The sequence below is a fragment of the Natroniella sulfidigena genome, assembly GCF_023223645.1.
Taxonomy (GTDB): domain Bacteria; phylum Bacillota; class Halanaerobiia; order Halobacteroidales; family Halobacteroidaceae; genus Natroniella; species Natroniella sulfidigena.
This window is the reverse complement of sequence record NZ_JALKBY010000016.1, coordinates 34609-59068: the sequence shown is the minus strand read 5'-3', so window position 1 is coordinate 59068 and position 24460 is coordinate 34609. Positions and strand designations below refer to the sequence as shown.

General features: G+C 35.5%; 20 protein-coding genes and 1 riboswitch. Of the genes, 19 read left to right on the top strand and 1 reads right to left on the bottom strand.

Annotated elements, in window-relative coordinates; genetic code table 11:
- Window positions 1-301 precede the first annotated feature (301 nt).
- From MWH28_RS10710 to MWH28_RS10685, 6 genes are all read left to right on the top strand, one after another.
- Entirely contained in the window at window positions 302-1492 is a 1191-nt protein-coding gene (locus tag MWH28_RS10710) for a NupC/NupG family nucleoside CNT transporter (RefSeq protein WP_248619372.1), read from the top strand.
- Window positions 1493-1720: 228 nt separating this feature from the next.
- Window positions 1721-2122, top strand: a complete 402-nt coding sequence (locus tag MWH28_RS10705; protein ID WP_248619371.1) for a cytidine deaminase — start codon at window positions 1721-1723, stop codon at window positions 2120-2122.
- A gap of 357 nt (window positions 2123-2479) precedes the next feature.
- Window positions 2480-4429, top strand: coding sequence for a bifunctional 2',3'-cyclic-nucleotide 2'-phosphodiesterase/3'-nucleotidase (locus MWH28_RS10700; RefSeq protein ID WP_248619370.1), 1950 nt, complete (start codon window positions 2480-2482; stop codon window positions 4427-4429).
- 237 nt (window positions 4430-4666) lie between these two features.
- Complete coding sequence (tatA, locus tag MWH28_RS10695) at window positions 4667-4831, top strand: twin-arginine translocase TatA/TatE family subunit (protein WP_248619369.1); 165 nt, start codon at window positions 4667-4669, stop codon at window positions 4829-4831.
- Between the two features lie 271 nt (window positions 4832-5102).
- The gene (locus MWH28_RS10690) at window positions 5103-7037 is read left to right on the top strand and encodes a bifunctional 2',3'-cyclic-nucleotide 2'-phosphodiesterase/3'-nucleotidase (RefSeq protein ID WP_248619368.1); all 1935 of its coding nucleotides are present in this window, start codon (window positions 5103-5105) and stop codon (window positions 7035-7037) included.
- A 170-nt stretch (window positions 7038-7207) separates the two neighbouring features.
- Window positions 7208-8737: a methyl-accepting chemotaxis protein gene (locus MWH28_RS10685; protein WP_248619367.1), complete on the top strand. Its 1530-nt coding sequence runs from the start codon at window positions 7208-7210 to the stop codon at window positions 8735-8737.
- A gap of 182 nt (window positions 8738-8919) precedes the next feature.
- On the opposite strand, the gene MWH28_RS10680 is transcribed toward MWH28_RS10685, so the two are convergent.
- Window positions 8920-10053 (bottom strand): YibE/F family protein, encoded by a 1134-nt coding sequence (locus MWH28_RS10680; protein ID WP_248619366.1) that lies wholly within the window; start codon window positions 10051-10053, stop codon window positions 8920-8922.
- Window positions 10054-10303: 250 nt separating this feature from the next.
- A riboswitch (SAM riboswitch) is annotated at window positions 10304-10412 on the top strand.
- 69 nt (window positions 10413-10481) lie between these two features.
- Here MWH28_RS10680 and metA point away from each other — a divergent pair.
- The 13 genes from metA (at window position 10482) to pknB (ending at window position 24441) form a co-directional block, all read left to right on the top strand.
- Entirely contained in the window at window positions 10482-11399 is a 918-nt protein-coding gene (metA, locus tag MWH28_RS10675) for a homoserine O-acetyltransferase MetA (RefSeq protein WP_248619365.1), read from the top strand.
- 226 nt (window positions 11400-11625) lie between these two features.
- Window positions 11626-12099, top strand: a complete 474-nt coding sequence (locus MWH28_RS10670; protein ID WP_248619364.1) for a protease complex subunit PrcB family protein — start codon at window positions 11626-11628, stop codon at window positions 12097-12099.
- A 298-nt stretch (window positions 12100-12397) separates the two neighbouring features.
- Window positions 12398-14632, top strand: a complete 2235-nt coding sequence (gene priA / locus MWH28_RS10665) for a primosomal protein N' (RefSeq protein WP_248619363.1) — start codon at window positions 12398-12400, stop codon at window positions 14630-14632.
- 224 nt (window positions 14633-14856) lie between these two features.
- Window positions 14857-15291 carry a peptide deformylase gene (gene def, locus MWH28_RS10660; protein WP_248619362.1) on the top strand — a complete coding sequence of 145 codons (435 nt, stop codon included), beginning with the start codon at window positions 14857-14859 and terminating at the stop codon, window positions 15289-15291.
- A 241-nt stretch (window positions 15292-15532) separates the two neighbouring features.
- Window positions 15533-16474 carry a methionyl-tRNA formyltransferase gene (gene fmt / locus MWH28_RS10655; RefSeq protein WP_248619361.1) on the top strand — a complete coding sequence of 314 codons (942 nt, stop codon included), beginning with the start codon at window positions 15533-15535 and terminating at the stop codon, window positions 16472-16474.
- A gap of 2 nt (window positions 16475-16476) precedes the next feature.
- Window positions 16477-17256 (top strand): DUF116 domain-containing protein, encoded by a 780-nt coding sequence (locus MWH28_RS10650; protein WP_248619360.1) that lies wholly within the window; start codon window positions 16477-16479, stop codon window positions 17254-17256.
- Between the two features lie 161 nt (window positions 17257-17417).
- Complete coding sequence (locus MWH28_RS10645) at window positions 17418-18113, top strand: zinc metallopeptidase (RefSeq protein WP_248619359.1); 696 nt, start codon at window positions 17418-17420, stop codon at window positions 18111-18113.
- A 28-nt stretch (window positions 18114-18141) separates the two neighbouring features.
- Window positions 18142-18801, top strand: a complete 660-nt coding sequence (locus tag MWH28_RS10640; protein WP_248619358.1) for a DUF6391 domain-containing protein — start codon at window positions 18142-18144, stop codon at window positions 18799-18801.
- A gap of 12 nt (window positions 18802-18813) precedes the next feature.
- On the top strand, window positions 18814-20151 hold the full coding sequence (gene rsmB / locus MWH28_RS10635) for a 16S rRNA (cytosine(967)-C(5))-methyltransferase RsmB (protein WP_248619357.1): 1338 nt from the start codon (window positions 18814-18816) through the stop codon (window positions 20149-20151).
- Between the two features lie 59 nt (window positions 20152-20210).
- Complete coding sequence (rlmN, locus tag MWH28_RS10630) at window positions 20211-21242, top strand: dual-specificity RNA methyltransferase RlmN (protein ID WP_248619356.1); 1032 nt, start codon at window positions 20211-20213, stop codon at window positions 21240-21242.
- A gap of 6 nt (window positions 21243-21248) precedes the next feature.
- Window positions 21249-21737, top strand: a complete 489-nt coding sequence (locus MWH28_RS10625) for an FHA domain-containing protein (protein ID WP_248619355.1) — start codon at window positions 21249-21251, stop codon at window positions 21735-21737.
- A gap of 7 nt (window positions 21738-21744) precedes the next feature.
- A complete protein-coding gene (locus MWH28_RS10620; RefSeq protein ID WP_248619354.1) occupies window positions 21745-22467 on the top strand; it encodes a Stp1/IreP family PP2C-type Ser/Thr phosphatase in 723 nt (240 codons plus the stop codon).
- 18 nt (window positions 22468-22485) lie between these two features.
- Window positions 22486-24441 (top strand): Stk1 family PASTA domain-containing Ser/Thr kinase, encoded by a 1956-nt coding sequence (pknB, locus tag MWH28_RS10615; protein WP_248619353.1) that lies wholly within the window; start codon window positions 22486-22488, stop codon window positions 24439-24441.
- The last annotated feature ends 19 nt before the right edge of the window (window positions 24442-24460 follow it).

The following is a 24460-nucleotide window of genomic DNA, read 5'->3' as shown; positions in this document are numbered from 1 at the left end:
TTTTAAAAAAATTATATCTACAGGTTTAGATTGATTTTGAATTTAGGGTTTTAACTGTCAACTGTACCTACGGGTCTTTACCAAGACCCTTCGTGAAATCCATAAAAACCATATCTACCGTAAACTGTACACTGCTATAAAGTGGCAAAGTGCCACTTTATAGCAATAAAACGTTAGGTATCTAAGAAGATAATAGCTATTGTGCTTATTTAATAATTTTAATAAGGAGATACCTAATAATCAATAGCTATTAATAACCCTCATAATAATTATATTAAATTAAATAAGGGGGATTATTAATATGTCAAGGTTAATTGGAATTTTAGGATTATTAGTATTTTTAGGAATTGCTTATGCATTGTCTGAAGACAGGAAGGCTGTTAATCATCGGACTGTTATTGGTGGACTTGTCCTACAGTTAGTCTTTGCTTTTCTAATTTTAGCATTTCCACCGGGAAGAGCTGCTTTTCAATGGTTGAGTGAAGTGGCAGCTACTATTTTAGATTTTGCTCTTGATGGTGCTGAGTTTGTATTTGGTGAATATTTGATGGCTGAACATAGTTTTGCTTTGATGGTATTACCTACAATTATTTTCTTCTCATCTTTAATGTCAGTAATGTATTATCTTGGGATTGTTCAAAAGTTAGTTGAAGCTATGGCAGGTATTATGATGAAGGTGATGGGATTAAGTGGTGCTGAATCCTTAGCTGCTGCTGCCAATGTCTTTGTTGGGCAGACTGAGGCACCTTTGGTTGTTAAAAGGTATATTCCGAAGATGACTCGTTCTGAGGTTATGGCAATGATGGGTGGAGGATTTGCCACAGTAGCCGGTGGAGTATTGGCTGGATTTATCGGGATGGGAATTGATCCTGGTTATTTATTAGCAGCAAGTGTAATGTCTGCTCCAGCTGCTTTAGTAATGGCTAAAATTATCGTGCCAGAAACTGAAGAATCTGTAACTGCTGGAGAAGTAGATATAGATGTCGAGATTGATAATGAGAATGTAATAGGAGCTGCTGCAGAAGGAGCAAGTGAAGGTTTAACTCTTGCTTTAAATGTAGCTGCAATGTTGATTGGATTTTTAGGATTAATTGCTTTAATTAACTATCCATTAGGACTATTAGGTACAAGTTTAGAACAGATTTTAGGATATGTATTCTCTCCATTTGCTTTCTTAATGGGAGTTCCTGCAGCAGAAATTACAGAGGTTGGAACTTTATTGGGTCAAAAGATGGCTATCAATGAGTTTGTAGCATATCTAAGTTTAGCTGATTTACTTGCAGCAGAAGCACTAAGTGCTAAATCTGAAATAATTGCTACTTTTGCTTTATGTGGATTTGCTAACTTTGCTTCAATTGCGATTCAGATTGGTGGTATTGGCCCATTAGATCCAGAAAGAAAAGGTTTAATTGCTAGTTTAGGTGTTAAGGCATTAATTGCCGGAACATTAGCAACTTATACTACAGCTACTATTGCTGGACTTTTCATGTAATATAAATAGGCATAAAACCTAGGTTTTAATAAAATCTAGGTTTTATGTATCTATTATGTTATTAGAATTGTTATTTTTAATTTTCTTAAAAGGTTAATTTTCTGAATCTAATCAATAGTAGAAATCAATAAATTTGAGTACTTTCAGTTAAAATAAATATTGAATCTTTCAGTATTTTGATTGTTTGAATTTAATTGTGAATTGTCAATTGAATTGGGAGGTGATTAGATGGATCAGAATCTAAAAGAGAAGTTAATTGCAGAAGCTAAACAAGCACGAGAAAAAGCTCATGTTCCTTACTCAAACTTTAAGGTTGGTGCTGCCTTATTAACTACAGATGGGGAGATCTATACAGGATGTAATGTTGAGAATTCTTCCTATGGATTGACTAATTGTGCTGAAAGAACGGCTATTTATAAGGCTGTTTCTGAAGGAGATAAAGAGTTTGAAGCAATCGCTATCATAGCAGATACAGAGAGGGCTTGTAGTCCTTGTGGTGCCTGTCGACAGGTTATTTTAGAGTTTGGTTCAGAGATTGATGTGATTATGACTAATTTAGATGGAGAGACGATTACTAAAAAAGCTAGTGAATTATTATGGGGAGCATTCTCTGAAGAAGATCTATCCTAATTTTTTGTTAGTTTTATAGGGCTTGTTGAATGATTAGCCTTTAAGAACCTGAAAAGATAGATGAAATTTTAATTGTTCAACAAGCTTATAATATACAATTTGAAAATAAATTCTATATACATAAAGGAATTTGCCGATTCGTGTAGAACAATACTATTAGGTTAAGATTGATTAGTTGGAAGCTCTTTTTTTAGATAGAGTTGTCTGACATCTTACATATGACATTTGACTTCTGAGGTTTTGTTTTTAATAATCAAAATATTTGAAATATAAAGTTAAGCAGAGTTAAATAGTGAAGATGATTATATTTAAAGATGTATAAAATAAAATTTTGAAATTTTAAGGAGGATTGATAAAATGTCTAAAAAAGATAAGAAAAAAGGGGAAAAGAGGTTATCTCGAAGGGACTTTTTAGTTGGAACAGGTCAAGTATTGGCAGGGACATTTATTACTGGGCTTGGATTTAATTTAAGTAGTAATACTGCTAATGCTATGTCATCTGGCCCAGTAAAGAGTGAACATCAATTAACTTTATTAACTACAACTGATGAACATCAGTATATTCTACCTTATGATTATATGGCTGATGCACCTAATGAAACAATTGGTCTTTCTAAGGTATTTACCTTAATTGAAGAGGAAAGAAAAGAACAAGATAATACAATGCTTCTTTCGGCTGGAGATACGATTCAAGGGAGCTTAATTGGTAATTATGAATATCAAGTTGAACCTCTAGAAGAGGGAGAAACTCAAACAATTGTTGAGGTATTGAACCATATGGGGTATGAAGCAATAACTATGGGTAATCATGAACTACAAGATTATGGAATGGATTTCTTTGAATTAGCTAGAGATGGTTCTGATTTTCCTTGGTTGGCTGCTAATATTAAATTAGCTGATAATCCTGATGAGTTTTATGTAGAACCATATACAATTATTGAACAAGAAGTTGATGGTGAAGTTCTTAAAGTGGGAATTATTGGTTTCTTGCCACCTCAAACTATGCTATGGGGTAGAGATCATGTTGAAGGGAAGTTAGAAATAAAGGATATTGTAGAGCAAGCAGAAAAGTATGTACCAGAAGTTAAAGAGAAATCTGATATTGTAATTGCGTTGGCCCATACAGGTATAGAGGATGCTCCAAAGGATTCTGATGATGCTCGAGAAGATGCTGCTCTTTATTTGGCCCAAGTTGATGGAATTGATGCTATGATCTTAGGCCATGATCATAATTATATGCCAGGTGATTATGATGGAATAGAGAAGTTAGATAATGAATTAGGAATTATTCATGGTGTACCAACGATAATGGCTGGCTCCTGGGGTGGTGCTTTAGGTGCTATCGATTTAGATTTAGTTAATAATAATGGAGATTGGGAAGTAAAAGATGCTAAGGTTCGATTAAGAAAGATTGACGAAAGTGTTGCTTCGCATCCTGAGATTGAAGAGATGGCTCAAGATGTTCATCAAAAGACTATTGAATACGTAAGAACTCCAATTGGAGCAACTGAGATTGGTATTACATCCTACTTCTCTCGAGTTGCAGATTCACCAGTAACTCAAATTGTCAATGATGCTCAAATCTGGTGGGCAGAAAGAACCTTTGCTAATGGAGAGTACTCTAATTTACCGATCTTATCAGCAGCTGCTCCTTTCCAAGCTGGACGTCAGGATGCAGAGTACTTTACTGAAGTGTTTGCTGGTAATGTAACGATTGGTGATGTAACGGATATTTATATCTATGATAATCAAATTAGGGTTATGAAGTTGAATGGAGAAGAAGTGATTGAATGGTTGGAGAAAAGTGCTGAGAACTTTAATCAAATCGATCCGAACTTTACTGCGACACAAGAGTTACTAAATGGTGAATTCTCTGCCTTTAACTATGATGTAATTGATGGAATTGAATATGAAATTGATGTTACTCAACCTGTGGGAGAAAGAATTGTCAATGTTACTTATGAAGGATCACCTTTAACTACAGACCAAGAATTTTTAGTAGTTACTAATGATTATCGTGCAGGTGGTGGAGGAGGACATGTTCCTCAAGTTGACCCAGTTTATGCTCCAGCAGGTGAGGTGAATCGAGAAATGATAGTCCAATATATTGAAGAAAATGAACCAATTAGCCCTGAACCAACGAACAACTGGAGGATTAAGCCGGTTGAGACTGCTGGAACAGTAACCTTCCGTTCGCATCCAGAAGCTGAAAAGGAAATTGTAGATAGCCTTAAAGGAAAGGTAGAACAATTAGAAATAGATGAGAATGGAATGGGAGTTTATAAGATAGACTTAGCAAATTTATAAATAATAAGAGTATTCTCAGCTAAAAGAAACTGTTAGAAATCCAAAGAGGCAGTCAGTTTTTAGTCCCTAGACATTGATTTTTTAGTATTTTGATTGTGTGGTTTTGAATTTAATTGTCAACTGACATTGTAAATTGTACACTAAGACGGGAGTGCAGAGAAACTTAGTTATCTGCGAAGTACTGTAGTGATAGGATTAAATTTAGTTGAGAGCACTAAATAAGAAAGGAGGAGAAATATGTTTGGATTAGGAGCACCGGAGTTGATTTTGATTTTAGTGATTGCACTTGTGATCTTTGGCCCTAGTAAATTACCAGAGATAGGTGAAGCTGTAGGAAAAGGAATCAAGGAATTCAAAACAGCAGCTCAGGAAGTGGAGAAGATAGAAGGCGAAGAGGAATAAAGAATATACTGACTATGAATTACCCTACGTTTGATTTTGATTAATAGAGTGTAGAGTAGTTTATATTATAAAAAACTTCTGAAAACTACTTGTAGATATTAAAAAAGTATGATAAAATTTGTTTAGGATAAAGATTAATAAGTATAAGAACATAAGGGACATATGAGCTTATTATTGATATGGTTTTATTTTTTTAGAGGTAGTCGTTAGACGTCTAACTGGAAACAAATGCTACTATCAAACTATTTTAAAATTAAAGAGGAGGAAGATGATGAAAGCAAAAATAATTAGTAAAATAGGTATTCTTACTCTAGCGTTTATGTTGGCTTTTTCTATGGCTGTATTACCAGAGGTTAGTGCCCAAGAAGGTGAACTTCATGAATTGACGATTATGAGTACTACGGATATTCATTCCTATATTATGCCTCATGATTATCTAAATGATAATGAAGTTGATAGCTATGGATTAGTAAAGACAGCAACATTAATCGATCAAATGAGGGCCAACAATGATAATACTCTATTGTTCGATACAGGAGATTTAATCCAAGGGAGTTTATTAGGAAATATAGAGGCTGTAGTAGACCCAATTCAAGATGGTGAAGTACATGCAACAATTGATTCTATGAATATGATTGGTTATGATGCTGCAATAACAGGTAACCATGAATTCAACTTTGGATTAGAATTCTTAGAACGTGCTTATAGTGATGCTGAATTTCCATTGGTTAATGCTAACGTTTATGAAGCTGGAACAGATGAAAACTACTTTACACCTTATAAGATTTTAGAGCGTGAAGTTGATGGTGAAGAGATCAATGTTGGAGTAATTGGTTTTGTGCCACCACAAATTATGGTGTGGGATAAGCTTCATTTAGAAGGAGAGGTAGAAGCAAGAGAGATAGTAGAAACAGCTGAAAAATTTGTACCAGAAATGAAAGCAGAGGGAGCAGATATTATTCTTGCTGTTGCTCATACAGGAATCGATGAAAGTGAAGGAGCTAGTGAGAATGCTGCTTATCATTTAAGCCAAGTTGAAGGTATTGATGCAATGTTATTAGGGCATGAGCATAGAAGATTCCCAAGCAATGATTATGAAGGTATTGATGGAGTTGATATTGAGCAAGGAACGATTAATGGTGTGCCTGCAGTAATGCCAGGAGCATGGGGTAGCCACTTAGGAGCTATTAACTTAAGTCTAACTAATGATAGTAATGGATGGCAAATTGTAGATAGCCAGTCTGAAGTAACAGCTGTTGATGGAGATGTAAAGTTAGAGCAAGAGATTACTGAATCTGTACAAGAAAAGCATGAAGCAACAGTTGACTATGTAAATACAGATGTTGGAGAAACTTTTGCTAACTTAAATACTTTCTTCTCAAGAGTTAAGGATAATAAAGTAGTTCAGTTAGTTAATGATGCTCAATTATGGTTTGCTGACAACTACTTTGAAGAGACTGAGTACTCTGATTTACCAGTTCTTTCAGCAGCAGCTCCATTTAAAGCTGGACGTCATGGAGCAGACTATTTCACAGATGTATCTGAAGGTGGAATAGCAGTTAGAGATGTTGCAGAGATCTATATTTACGATAATACTTTACAAGTTGTGAAAGTAGATGGAGAAGAGGTAATAGATTGGTTAGAGAGATCAGCAGAAAACTTTAATCAAATTGATCCATCAGAAACTGAAGATCAAGTATTATTAGATTATGGATTTAGAGGTTTCAATTTTGATCAGATTGCAGGAATTGAATATGAAATTGATGTAACACAGCCTATAGGAGAGCGAATTGTAGATGCAACTTATGAAGGAGAACCATTAACTGCAGACATGGAGTTTTTAGCAGTTACAAATAATTATCGGGCTTCAGGTGGTGGAGACCACTTAAATGATGCTGAAGTTGTTTATCAAGGGACTGAAGAAAATCGAGAAGTAATTATTGATTATATTCAAGAGACTGGTGGAGCTGATCCAGAAGTAACAGATTACTGGTCAATTGCACCTGTAGAGACTGAGGGAAGAGTAGTATTCAGATCTTATCCAAATGCTACAGAGCATATGACTAATAGTGAAGCAGCTTATATTGATTATGTAGGTGAAGAAGATGATTGGGGCCTATATGAGTATGATTTAAGTGTAGAACAAGAAGAAACTACTAGCTTATGGGATAGAATCAGAGCATTTTGGAGTGGATTGTGGAGCTAAAGAACAACAATTAAGAGCTGACTATCAAAGTCACTAGGAAAAGTACGATTACACATAACTCTACGGCATTAAATATTTAATGCTGTAGAGTTATTTATACTTAAGTGAGGGTAATTGGATAGAAGATAATATTATATCTTTATAGTTTTTATGGGAGGTTATTAAAAATAATGAAAGATTCTCTTTCTTTAAAGAGTAAGGTGAATTTGATTATTACAATTGCTATGTTATTGGGGATGTTTAATGTATTACTGATAGATAATATAAAGTTAGTGGCTTTAAATTTAGGACTAATTACCTCGTTGTTAGGATTAGCTATTTATTTGAACAGATTTTTATTTAGAAGGTTAAACAGAATAGAAAGAGGAATTCAAAGGGTAGCAACGGGTGATTTGACAGTAGAATTAGAGGAGGATAGAAAAGATCAATTAGGAGAGTTGGCTAAGAATATTAATTGGATTGTTCGAGAACAAAAAGAGCTCTTAACCAAATTATTAAGTGAGATCAAAGATTTATCTTCATATAGTGAAGAGCTATCTGCTTCGGCTGAAGCAGGAAATACGACTATAGAAGAAACTGATCAATCTATTGGTGAAATGTCAGCTAGTATTCAACAAATTTCGGCAAGTATTCAAGAAGTAAGCAGTTTTGCTCAACAGACAACTGCTCAGGCTCAACTTGGTAGCGAAAATATTAATGATACAATAGATAGTATAGAAGGAATTAATTATCTCGTTAAAGATACAGTAGAGAGTATTAATCAATTAGCTCAGAATTCAAAAGCGGTAGGTAAGATTGTTGAACTGATAAATAATATAGCAGAACAGACCAATCTATTAGCCTTAAATGCAGCTATTGAAGCAGCTAGGGCCAACTCTAGTACAGATGGTGCTGGTTTTGCAGTTGTAGCAGATGAGATTAGGGTGTTGGCTACAGAGACAGCTCAAGCTACTGAAAATATTGAACAATTAATCACTGAAACTCAAGATAAATCTAAAGCTGCTTTAGATTCAATTAAGAAAGTTGAACTTAAAGCTAAAGAGGGGAAGGCAATAGCAGAAGAAGCAGAAGAGGTCTTTGTAGAGATCAAAAACTACATTGAAGAGACTTCTAATCAGATTGAACAGACTGCTATATCAAGTCAGCATCTAGCTGAAAATACAAACCAAATCATGGATTCCTCTCAGCAGGTAACAGAGATGTCTCAAGAAGTATCAGATTCTTCTGAAAACTTAACGGTGATGGCTCAGAAGTTACAGGATCTAGTAGAGCCCAAGATATCTGCCACTCTAAAAGCTAAATTTAAATTAGCAAAAGAAATATTAGAAGAAGAAGTACCAGGTTCTTGGTCATTAAAAGAAGATAAATTATATAAAGGGGAGACTTTGATTAATAAAAATTATCAACTTGTTGATCAGATTGGAAAAGTAACAGGGGCTATAGTTACTATTTTTGCTGGTTATATGAGTGTTGCTACTAATCTTAGAATAGATAATGTCAGAGCGGATGGAACTTCAGGGAAGGATGAGATAACAACAATGGTATTAGAAGAAGGTAAAGAGTATTATGGAAGAGCAGATATATTAGGTGAAATGCATCAGACTGCTTATGCACCAATCAAAAGTGATGCAGGAGAAAATATAGGTATCCTCTTTATGTCTATTCCTGAAGAATCTTCGACTGATATTTTCACTAGTTAATTTACTTTTTATAAAATCCTCCTTAAAGTTAGCCTTACATATAGATATTCAAGTTTAAAGTATAATTAATATTGGTTGTTTTTTTTACTAGTAACTGGTCACTAGTCACTAGTTACTAATTACTAGTGACTGTATCTCTACTTTAAGGAGGAAAATTAGGTTGATTATTTGTTTTAAATTTATTACAGATTATTAGTTTGGTCAGTATTGTTTGTTGTTGAAAAATCTACTTGTCTATAAAGCAAGCCAGCAGTGATAGCTGTAATCGGTATTGCATAGATTAAGCCGATACTTCCAGCTAAAACTCTAACGATTTCTGTTGCTATAGAATCCATATTGGTAATTCTAGATAAAGGAATTTCATTGGCTATTATGACTAATAATAATGACATAGAAGCACCTGTATAGGCTAGGATTAAGGTATTGGACATGGTACCCATGATATCTCTTCCCACATTTAGTCCTGATTTAATCAAATCTTTAGTACTGATAGAAGGGTTGGCCCGTTTGACCTCATCTATAGTAGAGGCTATAGACATTCCTATATCTAGTACAGCCCCCATAGCTCCGATGATCATTCCTGCAAATAAGAGCCCCCTAAAGTCAAAGTCGGTTCCTTGCGGAATATACATCAACATTTGAGATTCTTCACCACTTAATCCAGTCAATCTAGTTGCAGAAGACATCCACCAGGCAAGTACTCCTGCGACTACAACACCACCCATTGTACCGATAATAGCTGCTAATGTTTTACGAGTAAAGCCACTAGTAATGAATAAGCTAATAGATACAATGATAGAAGTTATAATAATTGTAGTCAAAATAGGTGGATACCCTTCTAAGATGAGGGGTAAAAGTACTTTGAGAACAAGAAAACCGGTAATACTTAAGGTTAGCACTGTCTTTAAGCCCTGTCGTCCTCCTACTAAAATAAGAGAGAAGACGAAAAAGAGGGCTAAATAGCCTAGGTAATGATCTCGAATCACTTCTCGAACTAAGCTTCTTGTAATTGCTCCATCTTGTGATTCAACCCATAACAATACTCGATCTCCTTCATTATAGTAAAAGTCTCTAGCAGGGTTGCCAGATAGAGTATGATTGGTCGTTACTTTTTCTCCTCTAAACTCCCCTTGGGTTATTTCAACTTTAATTTGTTGAACATCAGCTACATAACTTTGCTCTTCCTCAGTTGGCCCTTGGACGATTTCAATAATTCTTCCTCGTACCGTTTGAGAACTGACTTGTTCTTGGGCAAGAATAGATGATGGCATCATTATAAATAAAAGAACTGAACAGAATATAATAATTTTTTTCATAGTCGATTACTTCCTCCCTGTGATTGGAAAATTTGTTTTAGCAATGGTTGATTGTTTGAATAAATTGACTAGTATAAGTTTAATCAAACAAGGCCGTAAATCATTTTATCATAAACTTTAGTAAATATCTAGATCAACAGATAAAGTAGAAATTTTGTTTTTGGAATTTATGGTATTGCACACTGTAGAGAAAGATAGGAGTTTGACAACTTTATTAATATGTGTTAGTATAATTAAAACTAAAAATATAGTCTTATCGAGAGTGGTGGAGGGATTGGCCCAATGAAGCCCGGCAACCTCTTTTTAATTAAGGAAGGTGCTAAATCCAGCAATACCTATCAGGTATTGGAAGATAAGAAGAGTTAATATAAATCTCTTCTTAACAGAAGAGGTTTTTTTAGTTTATATAAAAAGAGGAGTGAGTAGTCATGCCAATCAATATTCCGGATAATTTACCAGCAACGAAGATTCTAGAAGAAGAAAATATCTTTGTAATGAAAGAATCAAGAGCGTATAGTCAGGATATTAGAGCTCTTAAAATCTTAATTTTGAATTTGATGCCACTAAAAAAGGTTACTGAAACTCAATTGCTTCGGTTGTTAGGAAATACGCCTTTACAGGTAGATATTGTCTTTTTACAGTCAGCAACCCATAAATCTCAAAATACTTCTCAGCAGCATTTGAGTACATTTTATAAGACATTTGATCAGATTAAAGAGCAGAAGTTTGATGGAATGATTATTACAGGAGCACCAGTTGAACATCTTCCCTTTGAAGAGGTTGATTATTGGGAAGAATTACAAGAAATAATGGATTGGAAGTTGAATAATGTTACTTCAACTTTGCATATCTGTTGGGGAGCTCAAGCAGGCCTTTATCATCACTTTGGAATTCCTAAGTATCCGTTAGAACAAAAGATGTTTGGTGTCTTTGATCACCAAATAAATAAGGATAAAGTTAAGCTTCTACGAGGGTTTGATGATCGATTTAAGGCACCGCATTCTCGCCATACTGAAGTAAGAAAAGAGGATATAGAGCAAGTATCTGAACTTGAAATTTTAGCTGAATCGGAGCAGGCGGGAGCTTATCTTGTGGCGACTAAAGATGGAAGACAGATCTTTGTAACCGGCCATTCTGAATATGATCGACTTACTTTAAAAGGGGAGTATGAGCGTGATTTAGCTAAAGGACTCGAGATTCAAATTCCGAAAAATTACTTTCCTGATGATGATCCAACTCAAAAGCCGACTGTAGAGTGGAGATCACATGCTAATTTATTATTTTCTAACTGGCTTAACTATTATGTTTATCAACGGACTCCTTATGATCTCAACCAAATTAAATAATAATTTCCACTGCATTTTAAAGAGACTAATGTTATAATGATAGAGAAGAGGTTAAGTTTAAGCTTAAGGTTGAGTGAAACTAATCTTGAAGTGAAGTTATAAGCTTCACAATGAACAATTGACACAATGTACAATGAACAATTAAAAAAACTTAAAGGCTTAGTCTTTAATTGTAAATTCTAAATTGTACATTGTAAATTATTTTATGTAGAAGGGGAAGATTTAGATGAAATTAAAGTTGGCAATTTTATTAGCATTAGTGATGCTATTAGTTGTTGGTTGTAATGAACGGTTGCTTGAAGCAGGGGATGTGATTTATGAAGCACCTGATGAGTTGACAGGTGAATGGCAGCGGGATGAGTACCCTGAGGATAGTCAATTTTTATTGATCGATGAGCAAGAAGGTGATGAACTAAGAGGGTTTGAAGATGTTGATTTTGATCACGGGCCAACAGTTTATGCAAGCTTAGGAGAGCGACCAACTGGAGGTTATGGTATTCAGATTAATCAAGTTAGACGAGCAGATGATGCTTTAATCGTGGTCGTTAAGGCAGTAGGGCCAGGTCCTTCAGATATGGTAACGCAAGCGATTACTTATCCACATGATCTTGTGGAATTGGAAGAGGAAGAGCTAGAAGGAGTAGAGCAGGTAGTCTTTATTGATCAAGAAGGAGAAAAGATTGAACTTTTAGAGTTATAAAATTTCATTTGATCGATCGAAAGGATCTCTGCTTAAGCAGGGATCCTTTTTGAGTTGACAGTTGACGGTTTACAGTTGAAATTCAAAACATTAAAGGCAAAGACTTCTGAAATCATTTATATCTAAGGGTTTAGATTGGTTTTGATTTTATAATTTTAAGGTCTTTACTGTTAACCGTCAACTGTTCACTGTCAACTGTAAATTGAATAGAGGAATATAAAGCTAGGTCTTGAATAATAATACTGATAAACATAGCTTATCATATGGAGAAATTTAGTTGGTGCTAGGTGGGATAATCATGGAAAATTATGTTAAGGTAGCAGTTGATTTACCGGTCAAGCAGGTTAACAAACCTTTTACTTATCATTTACCTGAAGAATTAAAAGGAAATTTAAGAGTTGGCCATAAAGTAAAGGTTCCATTTGGGAACCGAAGGATAGAAGGTTATGTATTAGGAGAAACTGGTCAAGTTGATTTTGAGACAAAGCCTATTTTAGAAGTAGTTAGTCCTTATAGATTATTTAACGAGGAATTATTAAAAGTGGCTCGTTGGATGGCTAATTATTATCAATGTTATTTAATTACTGCGTTGAAAGCAATCGTTCCTAGCGGGGAGCAGAAAGTCAAGACTAAGCGTGTTGTACGGTTGGCCCAATCACTAGAGGAGACAGAACAGATAATTGAACAGATTCAAAGTAGAGCTCCTAAGCAAGCAGCCGTTTTGTCTTATTTGGTTGAGCACCCTAATGCTAACTTAATTATGACTGAGTTGGCAACAGAGGTTGATACAACATCTGGAACTGTCAGGAGGTTGAAAGAGAAAGGATTAATCTCTTATCAATGGTTGGAGGTAAAGCGGAATCCTTATCGAGCTACTGACTTTGTTCAAACAGAGCCGTTAGAGCCAACTATTGAACAAAAAGTAGCAATTAAGGAGATTTCTACTGCATTAGCCGAAGCTAATGCTAAAACTTTTTTATTGAAGGGGATTACGGGCAGTGGCAAGACGGAAGTTTATTTGCAGGTGATTGCTGAAGCTTTAGCACGTGGTCAACAAGCAATTGTTTTAGTTCCTGAGATATCTTTAACTCCCCAAACAATTGCTCGCTTTAAAGGTAGATTTGGAGAAGAAGTAGCAGTTTTACATAGTCAATTATCGACTGGAGAGAGGTTTGATGAATGGAGAAAGATTAAGGCTGGAGAAGTTAAGATAGCAGTGGGAGCTCGTTCAGCTGTCTTTGCTCCGTTTGAAGATTTAGGGATAATTATTATCGATGAGGAGCATGAGACAAGCTATAAGCAAGGGGATCACCCGAAGTATCATGCTAGGGAGGTAGCAGTTAAGAGAGCAGAGCTTAATGGGGCAGTAACTGTTTTGGGAACTGCTACTCCTTCTTTAGAGGCTTATTATCGAGCTCAAACTGGTGATTATCAATTGTTGGAATTGCCAACAAGGATCGATGATCGACCTTTGCCACCGGTAGAAGTGGTAGATATGAGAGAAGAGTTAAAAGCTGAGAATAGGAGTATGTTCAGTAAGCTATTGCAAGAGAAGTTGGCCCGAACGCTAGAGCGAAATGAACAGAGTATCATCTTTCTTAATCGGCGAGGATTTTCTACTTTTGTGCAGTGTAGAGAATGTGGACATGTTATGGAATGTGAAGCTTGTGATGTATCCTTGACCTATCATGCTCAATCTAATTTATTACAATGCCATTATTGTGATCATAAAGAAAGGAACCCTGATATTTGTCCTGCGTGTGAAAGTAGATATATCAAGTATTTTGGCTTAGGAACGCAAAAGGTAGAGGAGCAGTTAGGAGAGTTATTTCCTGAAGCTAATACCTTAAGGATGGATGTTGATACGACTCGACGAAAGGGAGCTTATCAACAGATCCTATCAGATTTTAAAAGAGGAAAGGCTGATATTTTACTAGGGACACAGATGGTGGCTAAGGGACATGATTTTGCAAATGTAACCTTAGTAGGAGTAATTACTGCTGATACCTCTTTGAACTTTCCTGATTTTAGAGCTGGGGAGCGAACCTTTCAGTTATTGACTCAGGTTGCAGGAAGAACAGGTCGTGGTGATAAAGCAGGAGAGGTGGTAGTGCAAAGTTATACTCCTGAGCATTATAGTATTCAGTTGGCTAAGGAGCATGATTATGAGAGTTTTTATGATTATGAAATAGAACAGAGAAAGGGCTGTCTGTATCCACCTTATAGCCATTTGATCAATATTATTGTAGCTGGTGAAGAGGAAGAGAGAGTAATTAAGATTGCCAATCAATTAGGGGTAATTATTAATTCAGATTTGCATAACCTAGATAGTGAGGAGGTAATGCTACTTGGGCCAGTTCCAGCACCTTTAAGTAAGTTGAAAGGTGAATTTAGATGGCAGTTAATTTTGAAGGGGGCTGAACTAGAGGAGTTACGGCAAGTTAGTGAAGAGAGTTTAGAGCAGTTGAGAGATGAAGAAAGTGTCGAAACTGTGCGAGTAAGTGTTGATGTTGACCCAATAGGAATGTTATAATATGATTTAGGGTTAGGATATTGTGTCACTTTTGTGCCACAATATAGTTGACAGTTTACAGTGAACAGTGTACAGTTGATAGAAAAAATCTAAGAGTAAGATTTTTTACCATGACATCTAAAAGGTCTTATACTCACAAGTTTGGAGTAGTTTTGATTTTAAGGTTTTAACTGTCAATTATCAACTGTAAATTGTAAACTATTTATATACCGAGGGGGATGAAAATGGCAATTTTAAATATTAGAGAGTTAGGAGATCCAGTGTTACGAACTGAAGCTAAGAAGGTAGAAGAGATTACAGATAAAACAGGTAAATTGCTTGACGATATGGTTGAAACAATGTATGATGCTCAAGGAGTAGGTTTAGCTGCTCCACAGATAGGCATTTCTAAGCAGATTATTGTGATAGATATCGGTCAAGGTGTAGTTGAGTTGATCAATCCTGAAATTATAGAAAGTTCAGATAGGACATATATCGATCAAGAGGGTTGTTTGAGTATCCCAGAGCAGAGTGGTGATGTAGAACGAGCCTATCAGGTTAAGGTTAAGGCTTTAAATCGTGATGGCGAAGAGATAGAAATTGAAGGTAAGGGCTTGTTGGCCCGGGTTTTACAGCATGAAATTGATCATCTAGCTGGAAAGTTATTTATTGATTATTAATTGCAGTTTTTGTGAGTTTTCTCAGCTAAAAGGAAATATTGGAAGACTGATTATTTAGTCTCAGAATGTCTTGTAACTATTGATGGTTTAAGTGTTTGTGGTTTTATGATTTTGAATTTAATTGTAAATTGTGCATTGTTAATTAAAATGTGATAGAGAAAAATTCAATGGCTTGCTAAGTATTGTAATATTAGATTTTAATTTAAGGGAGAGTAGTACCTGTTAATTCGGAGGGGATATAATGGATATTGTATTTATGGGAACACCTGATTTTGCTGTTCCAGCATTGGAGGCAGTAGTAGAAGCAGAAGGTATTGAGGTGCAAGGAGTAATCAGTCAGCCTGATAGAAAGAAAGGTCGAGGTCAGAAATTACAGCCGACCTCTGTCAAAAAGAAGGCTTTAGAATATGATTTAGAGGTTTTTCAACCAGAAGATATTTCAGAAGGAATAGATAAATTGAAAGAATGGGATCCAGAAGTTATTGCTGTTGTTGCTTATGGACAGATCTTACCAGAAGAGGTTTTAAACTTACCAGAGCATGGTTGTATTAACGTCCATTCATCTTTATTGCCTAAGTATCGAGGAGCTGCTCCAATTCATCGGGCAATTATCAATGGAGATCAGATTACAGGGGTTACGACAATGAAATTAGAGCAAGGAATGGATACGGGAGATATGATCTTACAGCAGGAGGTAGAGATTACTGCTGAAGATACCGTTGGTAGTTTACATGATAGATTAGCTTTAGTTGGAGGAGAGTTGTTGGTTGAAACATTAGTAGCTATTGCAGATGGTTCCGTTTCATATCAAGAGCAAGATCATGCAGCAGCAACTTATGCTGATAAGGTAGATAAGAAAGAAGGAGAGGTTGATTGGGGCCAAAGTGCAGAGGATATTTGGAATTTGATTAGAGGGTTCAATCCCTGGCCAGGAGCTTATACTTATTACCAGGGCCAACGTTTAAAGTTATGGGCCTCACAAGTAGTTGACCAAGAAAAGGTAAATGAGAAAATAGAACCAGGGACTATCGTTGAACTGGATCATGATTTAGGAATTGTTGTGCAAACAGGGCAAGGCCAATTAGTATTAACCAAACTACAACCAGCTAGCAAACAGAAGATGTCAGCGACAGATTATCTATTAGGGTATGATATTGAAGTAGGAAGTAAGTTAGGGGATTAGTAATGACAGAATCTAAAGGGCTATTTATTGGATTATTATTATTATCACTGGTTGTAGTAGGAGTTTTAGTAAGTGGGATCTGGTATTTAAATTTTTATGGTTTTAATCTACTAAGTTATGGAGTATTATTGATTATAAGTCTTGTTTTATCGGTGGTTTCTCTGATTTTAGTATTGGGGATTATAGGTATTTTGCTCACGATTAGATTGCAAAGACCGATAAAATCCCTAGTCATACCAATTAAATTAGTAATTGCTTATTTTTTACCGGTTGTTATTCACCTAGGGGCTTTCTTAGGGTTTGATAAGGAGGAGATTCAGTCTTCTTTTATTAAGATGAGCAATCAATTGATTAATCCTGAGGATATTGAAGTTAATGCTCAAGATATATTGATCTTATTACCTCATTGTATCCAACTGGCAGATTGTAATTTTAGGGTAACAAGTGATCTTGATAACTGTCAAAGGTGTGGTCGCTGCCAAGTAGATGATCTGATTGGATTACAAAAGAAGTATGGCTTGAATCTAGCAATTGCAACTGGAGGAACGTTGGCCCGTAAGATTATTAAGGAAACAAGACCAAAAGCTATTATAGCTGTTGCTTGTGAACGGGATTTAAGTACCGGAATTCAAGATGTCTATCCGATGCCAGTAATGGGAGTGGTGAATTTAAGACCGAATGGCCCTTGTGTTAATACAGGAGTAGAGATGGAAAAGATAGAAAAAGCGGTTGAAAAGTTAATCTTTAAAGAACCGATTGGGGAAAAGATAGTTGAGAGTTGATAATTGATAGTGTATAGTTAAAATTCAAGATCTTAAAAGCTTAGCTCTTTGAAAAATCTTATATCTACAGGTTAGACTGGTTTTGAATTTAGGATTCTAATTATGTTTTTAACTGTCAACTGTCAACTATCAACTGTAAACTATTAAGAGGGGTGATCTAAATGCCATTTTTCTTTTTTGATCCAACGATGATTATTGTACTTCCTGCGATCTTAATTGCAATGTATGCTCAATTTAAGGTTAAATCTACCTTTAATAAATACTTAGATGTTAGGGCCAAAACTAACAAGACTGGAGCAGATATTGCTCGCGAAATTTTGCAGCGGGAAGGTGTTCGTGGTGTCAGTGTCCAGCAGACTAGAGGGAAGTTATCTGATCATTATGACCCTCGCTCTAAGACTGTCAGGTTATCGCCTGAGGTCTATAATGGTAATTCATTAGCATCATTAGGAGTAGCAGCTCATGAAGTTGGCCATGCAATTCAGCATGCTGTTAACTATGCACCTTTAAATATTAGACATTCTTTATTTCCAGCAGCTAATTTTGGTTCACGTGTTGGCCCAATGTTAGCAATTTTTGGATTTATGTTCTTTAGGTCAGAATTTATAGTTACGCTTGGGATTATCTTTTTTAGTGCTGCTGTTTTATTTCAGATTGTAACATTACCTGTTGAATTTAATGCTAGTAGTCGAGCACTGAGGTTATTACAGAGCAATCAATATCTAGCTCGTGAAGAAGTTAAAGGGACTAAGAAGGTTTTAAATGCAGCAGCATTGACTTATGTGGCGGCTACGTTAGTCTCAATAGGCCATCTAATTAGATTACTAATTATGCGTGGCATGTTAAGTGATGACTAACAATGCTTGAATAAAGGACTGATTAAAGATGGTTTATTATTTATTATTTTTTTTAGTATTCCCCATTCTTTCTTTTGTTTTTTTTGCGATTATTTTTATACCATACAAGTTTACTATTGATTCGATTATTACATTATTGTTAGTACCTAAGCAGATTATCAAGATAGCTACCAATTTGAGGTTGAGACAAAATCATGCTTTAGAACATGCAACAATCAATATCTTAGAAGAAAGATATGGTTGTCAAGCCTTGTCAGGTTGGGCTAAGGAGGATGGTTTTTATATCAATGGAGTTGTCAACCCTCTCTTTATTAAACAGGCAGCTCAAGAAGGGTTGGCCCGTCTACAACGAGGAGAAAGAGGGTTGGTTGTTCATAGAAGATGTGGGACCAGTATAGCTGTTGCTAATACTTTAGCAGCGATTATTTTTTTATTTTTATTAGTACAAACAGGCCGTTTTACAATTTTGTATGTTTTGGTGGCAATAGTAATATCGAATCTGATTGGCCCGCTATTAGGTGTCTGGGTTCAAAAAAAGCTGACTACTGCTTCAAATGTAGAAGGAGTGATAATAGATAGTATCCATCCGGTAAATTATTACAATAATTCTTTTTTTGGATTTAATCTGTTCAGAAGGCAAAAAATATTTGTAAGTACTAAAGAATTAAAAATCTATTATGATTATTAATGGAGGCTAAAGATGAATAATGCACGCCAACTAGCTTTACAAGCAATTTATCGTATTAATGAAGAAGAAGGTTACTCTAACTTAGTGGTCAATAATTTATTGAATCAATCTCAGTTAGATAAACGTGATCGAAGTTTAGCTACTCAACTAATCTATGGGACGATCAGAATGAGAAATAGCCTTGATTGGATTATTAATCAGGTTGCCAATCGAAAAGTTAAAGAGATGACCCCTTGGGTACGGAATGCTTTACGTTTAGGAGTTTATCAGATTAAATTTCTCGATCGAATTCCTGCTCCAGCTGCCTGTAATGAAACGGTTGAGGTGGCAAAAGGACACTGTAATCGAGGAGCAGTTAAGTTTATTAATGGTGTTTTAAGAAATATTATTCGTAAATTAGATGAGATAGATTACCCTGATCTACAACAGCAGCCAGTACAACATATTAGATATAAGTACTCTCAACCACAGTGGTTGGTTGAACGATGGGTTAAAAGGTTTGGTAAAGAGAAGACAATTAAGATCTGTAAAAGCTTAAATCAAGTTCCACCAACGGTGGTTAGAACAAATACATTACAAGTAACAAGAGAAGAGTTATTAGCTGATTTAGCAGCAGAAGGGGCTTGTGCAGAAGAGATTGATTTGTTACCTGAAGCAGTTGAATTGACTGATTATTCAGCAATGGAGCGGTTAACTACTTTTCAAGAGGGTAAATTTCAGGTACAAGGGTTTAGCTCAATGTTAGTAAGTCATGTACTAGCACCTACTGAAGATAATCTAGTAGTAGATCTTTGTGGAGCTCCAGGAGGGAAGGCGACTCATTTGGCCCAATTGATGAATAATCAAGGGAAAGTTTATGCAATCGATATTCATCAGCATAAGTTGGAGTTGATTGAAGAGAATTGTGAACGATTAGGAATTAATAATATTGAAACTATCCGCCAAGATGGTCGAGAGGTCAGCTTTAAGGAAGAAGTAGATCAGGTATTGATTGATGCTCCTTGCTCTGGATTGGGAATTATGGCCAAAAAACCAGAGATTAGATGGCAGAAAAAACCTCAGGATTTAAAAGAGTTACAGCAGTTACAGTTAGAGTTATTAGCTAATGCAGCCAAATTTCTTAAAGTTGGAGGGGAGTTAGTTTACAGTACCTGTACCTTTACTGAACAAGAAAATCAAGAAGTAATTGCTAAGTTTTTAGAAGAATTCACCTCTTTTTCAGTGTTTGATCTAACAGAACAGATGGTAGAATTAGGATTAGAGGATTATTTAAGTGATGGATATTTGCAACTGTTACCTGATCAAGAGCTATTAGAAGGGTTTTTTATAGCTAAATTAGTGAAAAATTAGGTTCAATATTTCTATTTTAAAGTTGGATGACTATAATATTAAATGAGGGGAAGTAAGTGATGACAGATACAATAGCATTAGTTGGAAAGACAATGGAAGAGTTAGAGGAGTTGATGGTAGATTTAAAGCAGCCTAGTTTTAGAGCTAAACAGATCTTTAATTGGATTTATAATCAAAAAGTAAGCAAGATTGCTGAAATGAAGAATCTACCTAAGGATTTAAGAAAGCAGCTACAACAAGTAGCTGAACTAGAAGAGTTTACAGTACTTAATCGCCAACACTCTAAGGATAAAACAGAAAAATTTCTTTTTCAACTAACAGATGGAGAAAAGATTGAGACTGTTTATCTGCCTAATCAGGATGGGAGAAGGAGTCTTTGTATTTCCAGTCAGGTTGGATGTGCAATGGGATGTAATTTCTGTGCTACAGGCCTACAAGGGTTAAGTCGTAATTTAACTGCCGGAGAGATTGTCAATCAAATTCTAATGGTAGAAAGATTAACAAAGGAGCGAATTAGTAATGTAGTCTTGATGGGGATGGGAGAGCCATTAGCCAATTATGACCAGGTTTTAAAAGCTATCAATTTAATGAATCATGATGCTGGACTTAATATTGGTAGTAGGAGGATTACTTTATCTACTTGTGGTTTGGTTCCTGAGATTAAGCAGTTAGCAGATGAAAAGCTCCAATTGACCTTAGCTATTTCATTACATGCTCCTACTGATCAGTTACGGAGCCAGATGATGCCAATTAATCAACGTTATCCATTAGATGACTTATTAGCAGCATGTGATTATTATACCAAGCAGACTGGGCGAAGAGTCAGTTTTGAGTATGCCTTAGTACGAGGGGTCAATGATTCAAAGGACTTAGCCCAGAAGTTAGCTTCGTTATTAACTGGGATGTTGGCCCATGTTAATTTAATTCCAATTAATCAGGTGGAACAAATCGGGTATAGCAAACCTCGTCAAGAAGCAATTAGCTCTTTTAAGATGGAATTAGAAAAGGAAAATATTGCTGTGACAGTCAGAAGAGAGCGTGGAGCGGATATTGATGCTGCTTGTGGACAATTGAAAGCCAAGGAGGATTAAAAGAATATGGGGTTGCGAACTAAATTAAGTAAAAAGATTAAAGCTGTTTTTTCGGAAGAAAGAATAAAAGATGAAACTGATACTAATATTCAAGATACTAAAGATGATGGAACTAAAATATTTACCTCTAGTGAACAGTTTAAGGATGATAATTATCAAGAAGTAGACTCTACTCGTAAAATAATCCCTGTTTCTCGTAGAAAATGTTCTCTTAAACTACTTAATGAAGAGTCCAAACAACAGGAATTTATTATTGATTCAATAGAAACTAATATTGGTCGTCAAGAAACGAATGAGATTGTCTTAGCTGATCTTAGTGTTTCGAGGGTGCATGCTCAAATAATTACTAAAAAACATTACTATTTAATTAAAGACTTAAACAGTACGAATGGTTTATGGGTCAACAATCAATTAGTTAAAAAGAAGAAGCTGTTTGATCAAGATATAATTAGCATTGGCAATGTTAAATTAAAGTTTTCTTTGAATCTGGAGTAAAGAGGTGATGAGTTTGAATTATGGAGCAGTTTCGGATCGTGGTAAGGTTAGAGTTGAAAATGAGGATGATTACTTAGTATTACTTAAAGAAGATTTTAGTCTGTTGGCTGTAGCAGATGGTATGGGTGGTCATAATTGTGGTGAATTGGCCAGTTCCTTAACAATAGAAGTGATTAAAAGCTACCAATTTAGCGTTGATAATCTAGTACAGAATATGAGAAGCTTAATCTCTCAGGCTAATCAAAAGATTTATCATAAAAGTGAGGAGAAAGAGGAATATTATGGAATGGGAACCACCTTGACTTTAGGGGTTATCAAGGATAGAATATTAACAATTGGTCATATTGGCGATAGTAGAGCTTATTTGTTTAGAAATGGCGATCTGTCTCAGATTACTCAAGATCACTCTATGGTTGAAGAATTAATCAGGAAGAAGATTATTACTTCAGAAGAGGCAGAAGACCATCCCCAGAAAAATATGTTGACGAATGCTTTAGGAGTAGACGAAGATGTAAATTTTGATTTGGTTGAAGTAAACTTAGAAGAGGATGATTTAATTTTGCTTTGTTCGGATGGATTGACTAATATGCTTTCTGAAGAACAAATAATAGAGGTGTTAGCCAAACAGAGTAACCTACAGCAGGGGGCTGAAACATTAGTTGAGCTAGCTAATCAAGCAGGCGGTCGCGATAATATTACTGTAATTATTTATGCAGTAGAATTAAGTTAAAGATTTTGAGGTGACATTATGATTGGAAAAGTGCTCAATAATAGATATGAATTACTTGAAAAAATTGGCACGGGTGGAATGGCTGTTGTTTATTTGGCTCAGGATAAATTATTAAGTAGAGAAGTGGCGGTTAAGATTTTACAGCCTCAATTTGCTGATGATGTAGCTGCTGTAGAGAGGTTTAGGCATGAAGCTCAGGCAGTTGCTAGCTTTTCTCATCAAAATATAGTTAACATCTATGATATAGCTAAAGATGGAGATTTTCAGTATATAATAATGGAGCATGTAGAGGGACAGAATTTAAAAGAAAAAGTTAAACAAAGTGGAAAATTACCACTTGAAGAAGCAGTTAAGATAGCACAAGAGGTCTGCCAAGCTTTGATTACGGCACATCGAAATAATATTGTCCATTGTGATATTAAACCTCATAATATCTTATTGACTTCTGAAGGTAAAGCTAAAGTAACTGATTTTGGAATTGCTCAAGCAATAACTTCAGCAACTGTAGTTCAAACTGAATCAATTGTAGGGTCGGCTCATTATCTTTCTCCAGAGCAAGCTAAGGGAAGTAAGGTTACTATGAGATCTGATATTTATTCATTAGGGATTGTTCTATATGAGTTAGTTACAGCGGAGGTTCCTTTTAAGGGGGAAAATTCTGTTTCTGTAGCGTTGAAACATATTGAGCAAGAGCCTACTTTTCCTCAAGAGATCAACCCTGCTTTGCCCCAACAATTAGCTGATATTATTCTCAAGGCTATTGCAAAAGATCCTGCTGAAAGATATAATTCGGCTGTTGAAATGTTAAAAGATTTAAGGGAGGTTAGCTATCAACTTGACCTCCAACAAGAGACTGCTAATCAAAAGACAATGGTCATTTCTAAGCAGGAAGAACAAGAGACTAAAGTTATTTCTAAAGCTGACCGGCGAGGGGTTAATAAACAAGAAGTAATTAAAATAGATTCTGGAGGATCAAAAGAGATGAGTACAGAAAAAGATAAAGAACCCAATAAAAATTCAAAAAGATCTAGTAAAAAGAAAGTAATAGCTGGATTAGGGATTATATTAGTATTATTTTTAGCTGTAGTTGGTTTAGGTTATTATTTATTAGACCGGTATATGGCTGTTGATGATGTTGAAGTGCCTAACTTAAGGGGTGAGCATGTTGATTTGGCCCGGGAGCAATTAGAGGAGTTGGGATTAAATTTAGAAGTATATTATGAGAGTTATAGCAATGAAATTGCTGAAGATCATATTATTTCACAAAGTCCTGAACCTAACAGGATGGTTAAAGAAAATCGAGTAATCAGTGTGGTAACCAGTAAAGGAGCACAAATGGTTGAAGCTCCAGATCTAGTTGGGAGCACCTTACGAGAAGCTAGAGTTGAATTAAATCGGCTTAATCTAGAAGTAGGAGAACTGGATTATGAGTATAGTGATCAAATTCCTGAAGATGAGATTATTTCTCAAGATCCTGAGGCTGAAGAAGAGGTGAAAATGGATACTGAGGTTGATTTAGTGATCAGTCAAGGTAAAGAACCTGAACAAGTAATTGTTCCTGAAGTAGTTGGATTACGTCAAGAAGAGGCTGAACAAAAATTACAGGATCAAAATTTAATTATTGGAAGAGTGATTGAAAGAGAGAGCTTGAATTATCGTCAAGGTAGAGTTATAGCTCAAGATCCTGAAATTGGAGAGGAATTGACAGAAGGAGCAACAGTAGATTTGATTGTAAGTTCAGGGATTAGAAATGTTGAAGGGGCTGAGGTAAAGACTTCAGAAGTTAGAACTACAATACAACCTGGTCCTGATCGTGAAGTAAGGATTGTGGTTGAAGATAATAATGGTAGACGGGTAGTTTATGAGGAAGATCACCAAGCTGGTGATGTAATTAGCGAGGAAGTAATAACTGTAGGTTCAGCAAGGATTAGAGTTTATTTTGATGGTAATGTAGTTTATGAAAGAACAGTATAGCTTGAGTTTGAGTTCAAGT

Bases quoted from the DNA above. Each gene is read 5' to 3' on its own strand.
- metA (WP_248619365.1), top strand. From the start codon at position 10,482: ATGCCAATCAATATTCCGGATAATTTACCAGCAACGAAGATTCTAGAA.
- rlmN (WP_248619356.1), top strand. From the start codon at position 20,211: ATGACAGATACAATAGCATTAGTTGGAAAGACAATGGAAGAGTTAGAG.
- MWH28_RS10625 (WP_248619355.1), top strand. From the start codon at position 21,249: ATGGGGTTGCGAACTAAATTAAGTAAAAAGATTAAAGCTGTTTTTTCG.
- pknB (WP_248619353.1), top strand. From the start codon at position 22,486: ATGATTGGAAAAGTGCTCAATAATAGATATGAATTACTTGAAAAAATT.
- MWH28_RS10685 (WP_248619367.1), top strand. From the start codon at position 7,208: ATGAAAGATTCTCTTTCTTTAAAGAGTAAGGTGAATTTGATTATTACA.
- priA (WP_248619363.1), top strand. From the start codon at position 12,398: ATGGAAAATTATGTTAAGGTAGCAGTTGATTTACCGGTCAAGCAGGTT.
- MWH28_RS10680 (WP_248619366.1), bottom strand. From the start codon at position 10,053: ATGAAAAAAATTATTATATTCTGTTCAGTTCTTTTATTTATAATGATG.
- fmt (WP_248619361.1), top strand. From the start codon at position 15,533: ATGGATATTGTATTTATGGGAACACCTGATTTTGCTGTTCCAGCATTG.
- MWH28_RS10710 (WP_248619372.1), top strand. From the start codon at position 302: ATGTCAAGGTTAATTGGAATTTTAGGATTATTAGTATTTTTAGGAATT.
- tatA (WP_248619369.1), top strand. From the start codon at position 4,667: ATGTTTGGATTAGGAGCACCGGAGTTGATTTTGATTTTAGTGATTGCA.
- MWH28_RS10690 (WP_248619368.1), top strand. From the start codon at position 5,103: ATGAAAGCAAAAATAATTAGTAAAATAGGTATTCTTACTCTAGCGTTT.
- MWH28_RS10620 (WP_248619354.1), top strand. From the start codon at position 21,745: ATGAGTTTGAATTATGGAGCAGTTTCGGATCGTGGTAAGGTTAGAGTT.
- MWH28_RS10705 (WP_248619371.1), top strand. From the start codon at position 1,721: ATGGATCAGAATCTAAAAGAGAAGTTAATTGCAGAAGCTAAACAAGCA.
- MWH28_RS10670 (WP_248619364.1), top strand. From the start codon at position 11,626: ATGAAATTAAAGTTGGCAATTTTATTAGCATTAGTGATGCTATTAGTT.
- def (WP_248619362.1), top strand. From the start codon at position 14,857: ATGGCAATTTTAAATATTAGAGAGTTAGGAGATCCAGTGTTACGAACT.
- MWH28_RS10645 (WP_248619359.1), top strand. From the start codon at position 17,418: ATGCCATTTTTCTTTTTTGATCCAACGATGATTATTGTACTTCCTGCG.
- rsmB (WP_248619357.1), top strand. From the start codon at position 18,814: ATGAATAATGCACGCCAACTAGCTTTACAAGCAATTTATCGTATTAAT.
- MWH28_RS10650 (WP_248619360.1), top strand. From the start codon at position 16,477: ATGACAGAATCTAAAGGGCTATTTATTGGATTATTATTATTATCACTG.
- MWH28_RS10640 (WP_248619358.1), top strand. From the start codon at position 18,142: ATGGTTTATTATTTATTATTTTTTTTAGTATTCCCCATTCTTTCTTTT.
- MWH28_RS10700 (WP_248619370.1), top strand. From the start codon at position 2,480: ATGTCTAAAAAAGATAAGAAAAAAGGGGAAAAGAGGTTATCTCGAAGG.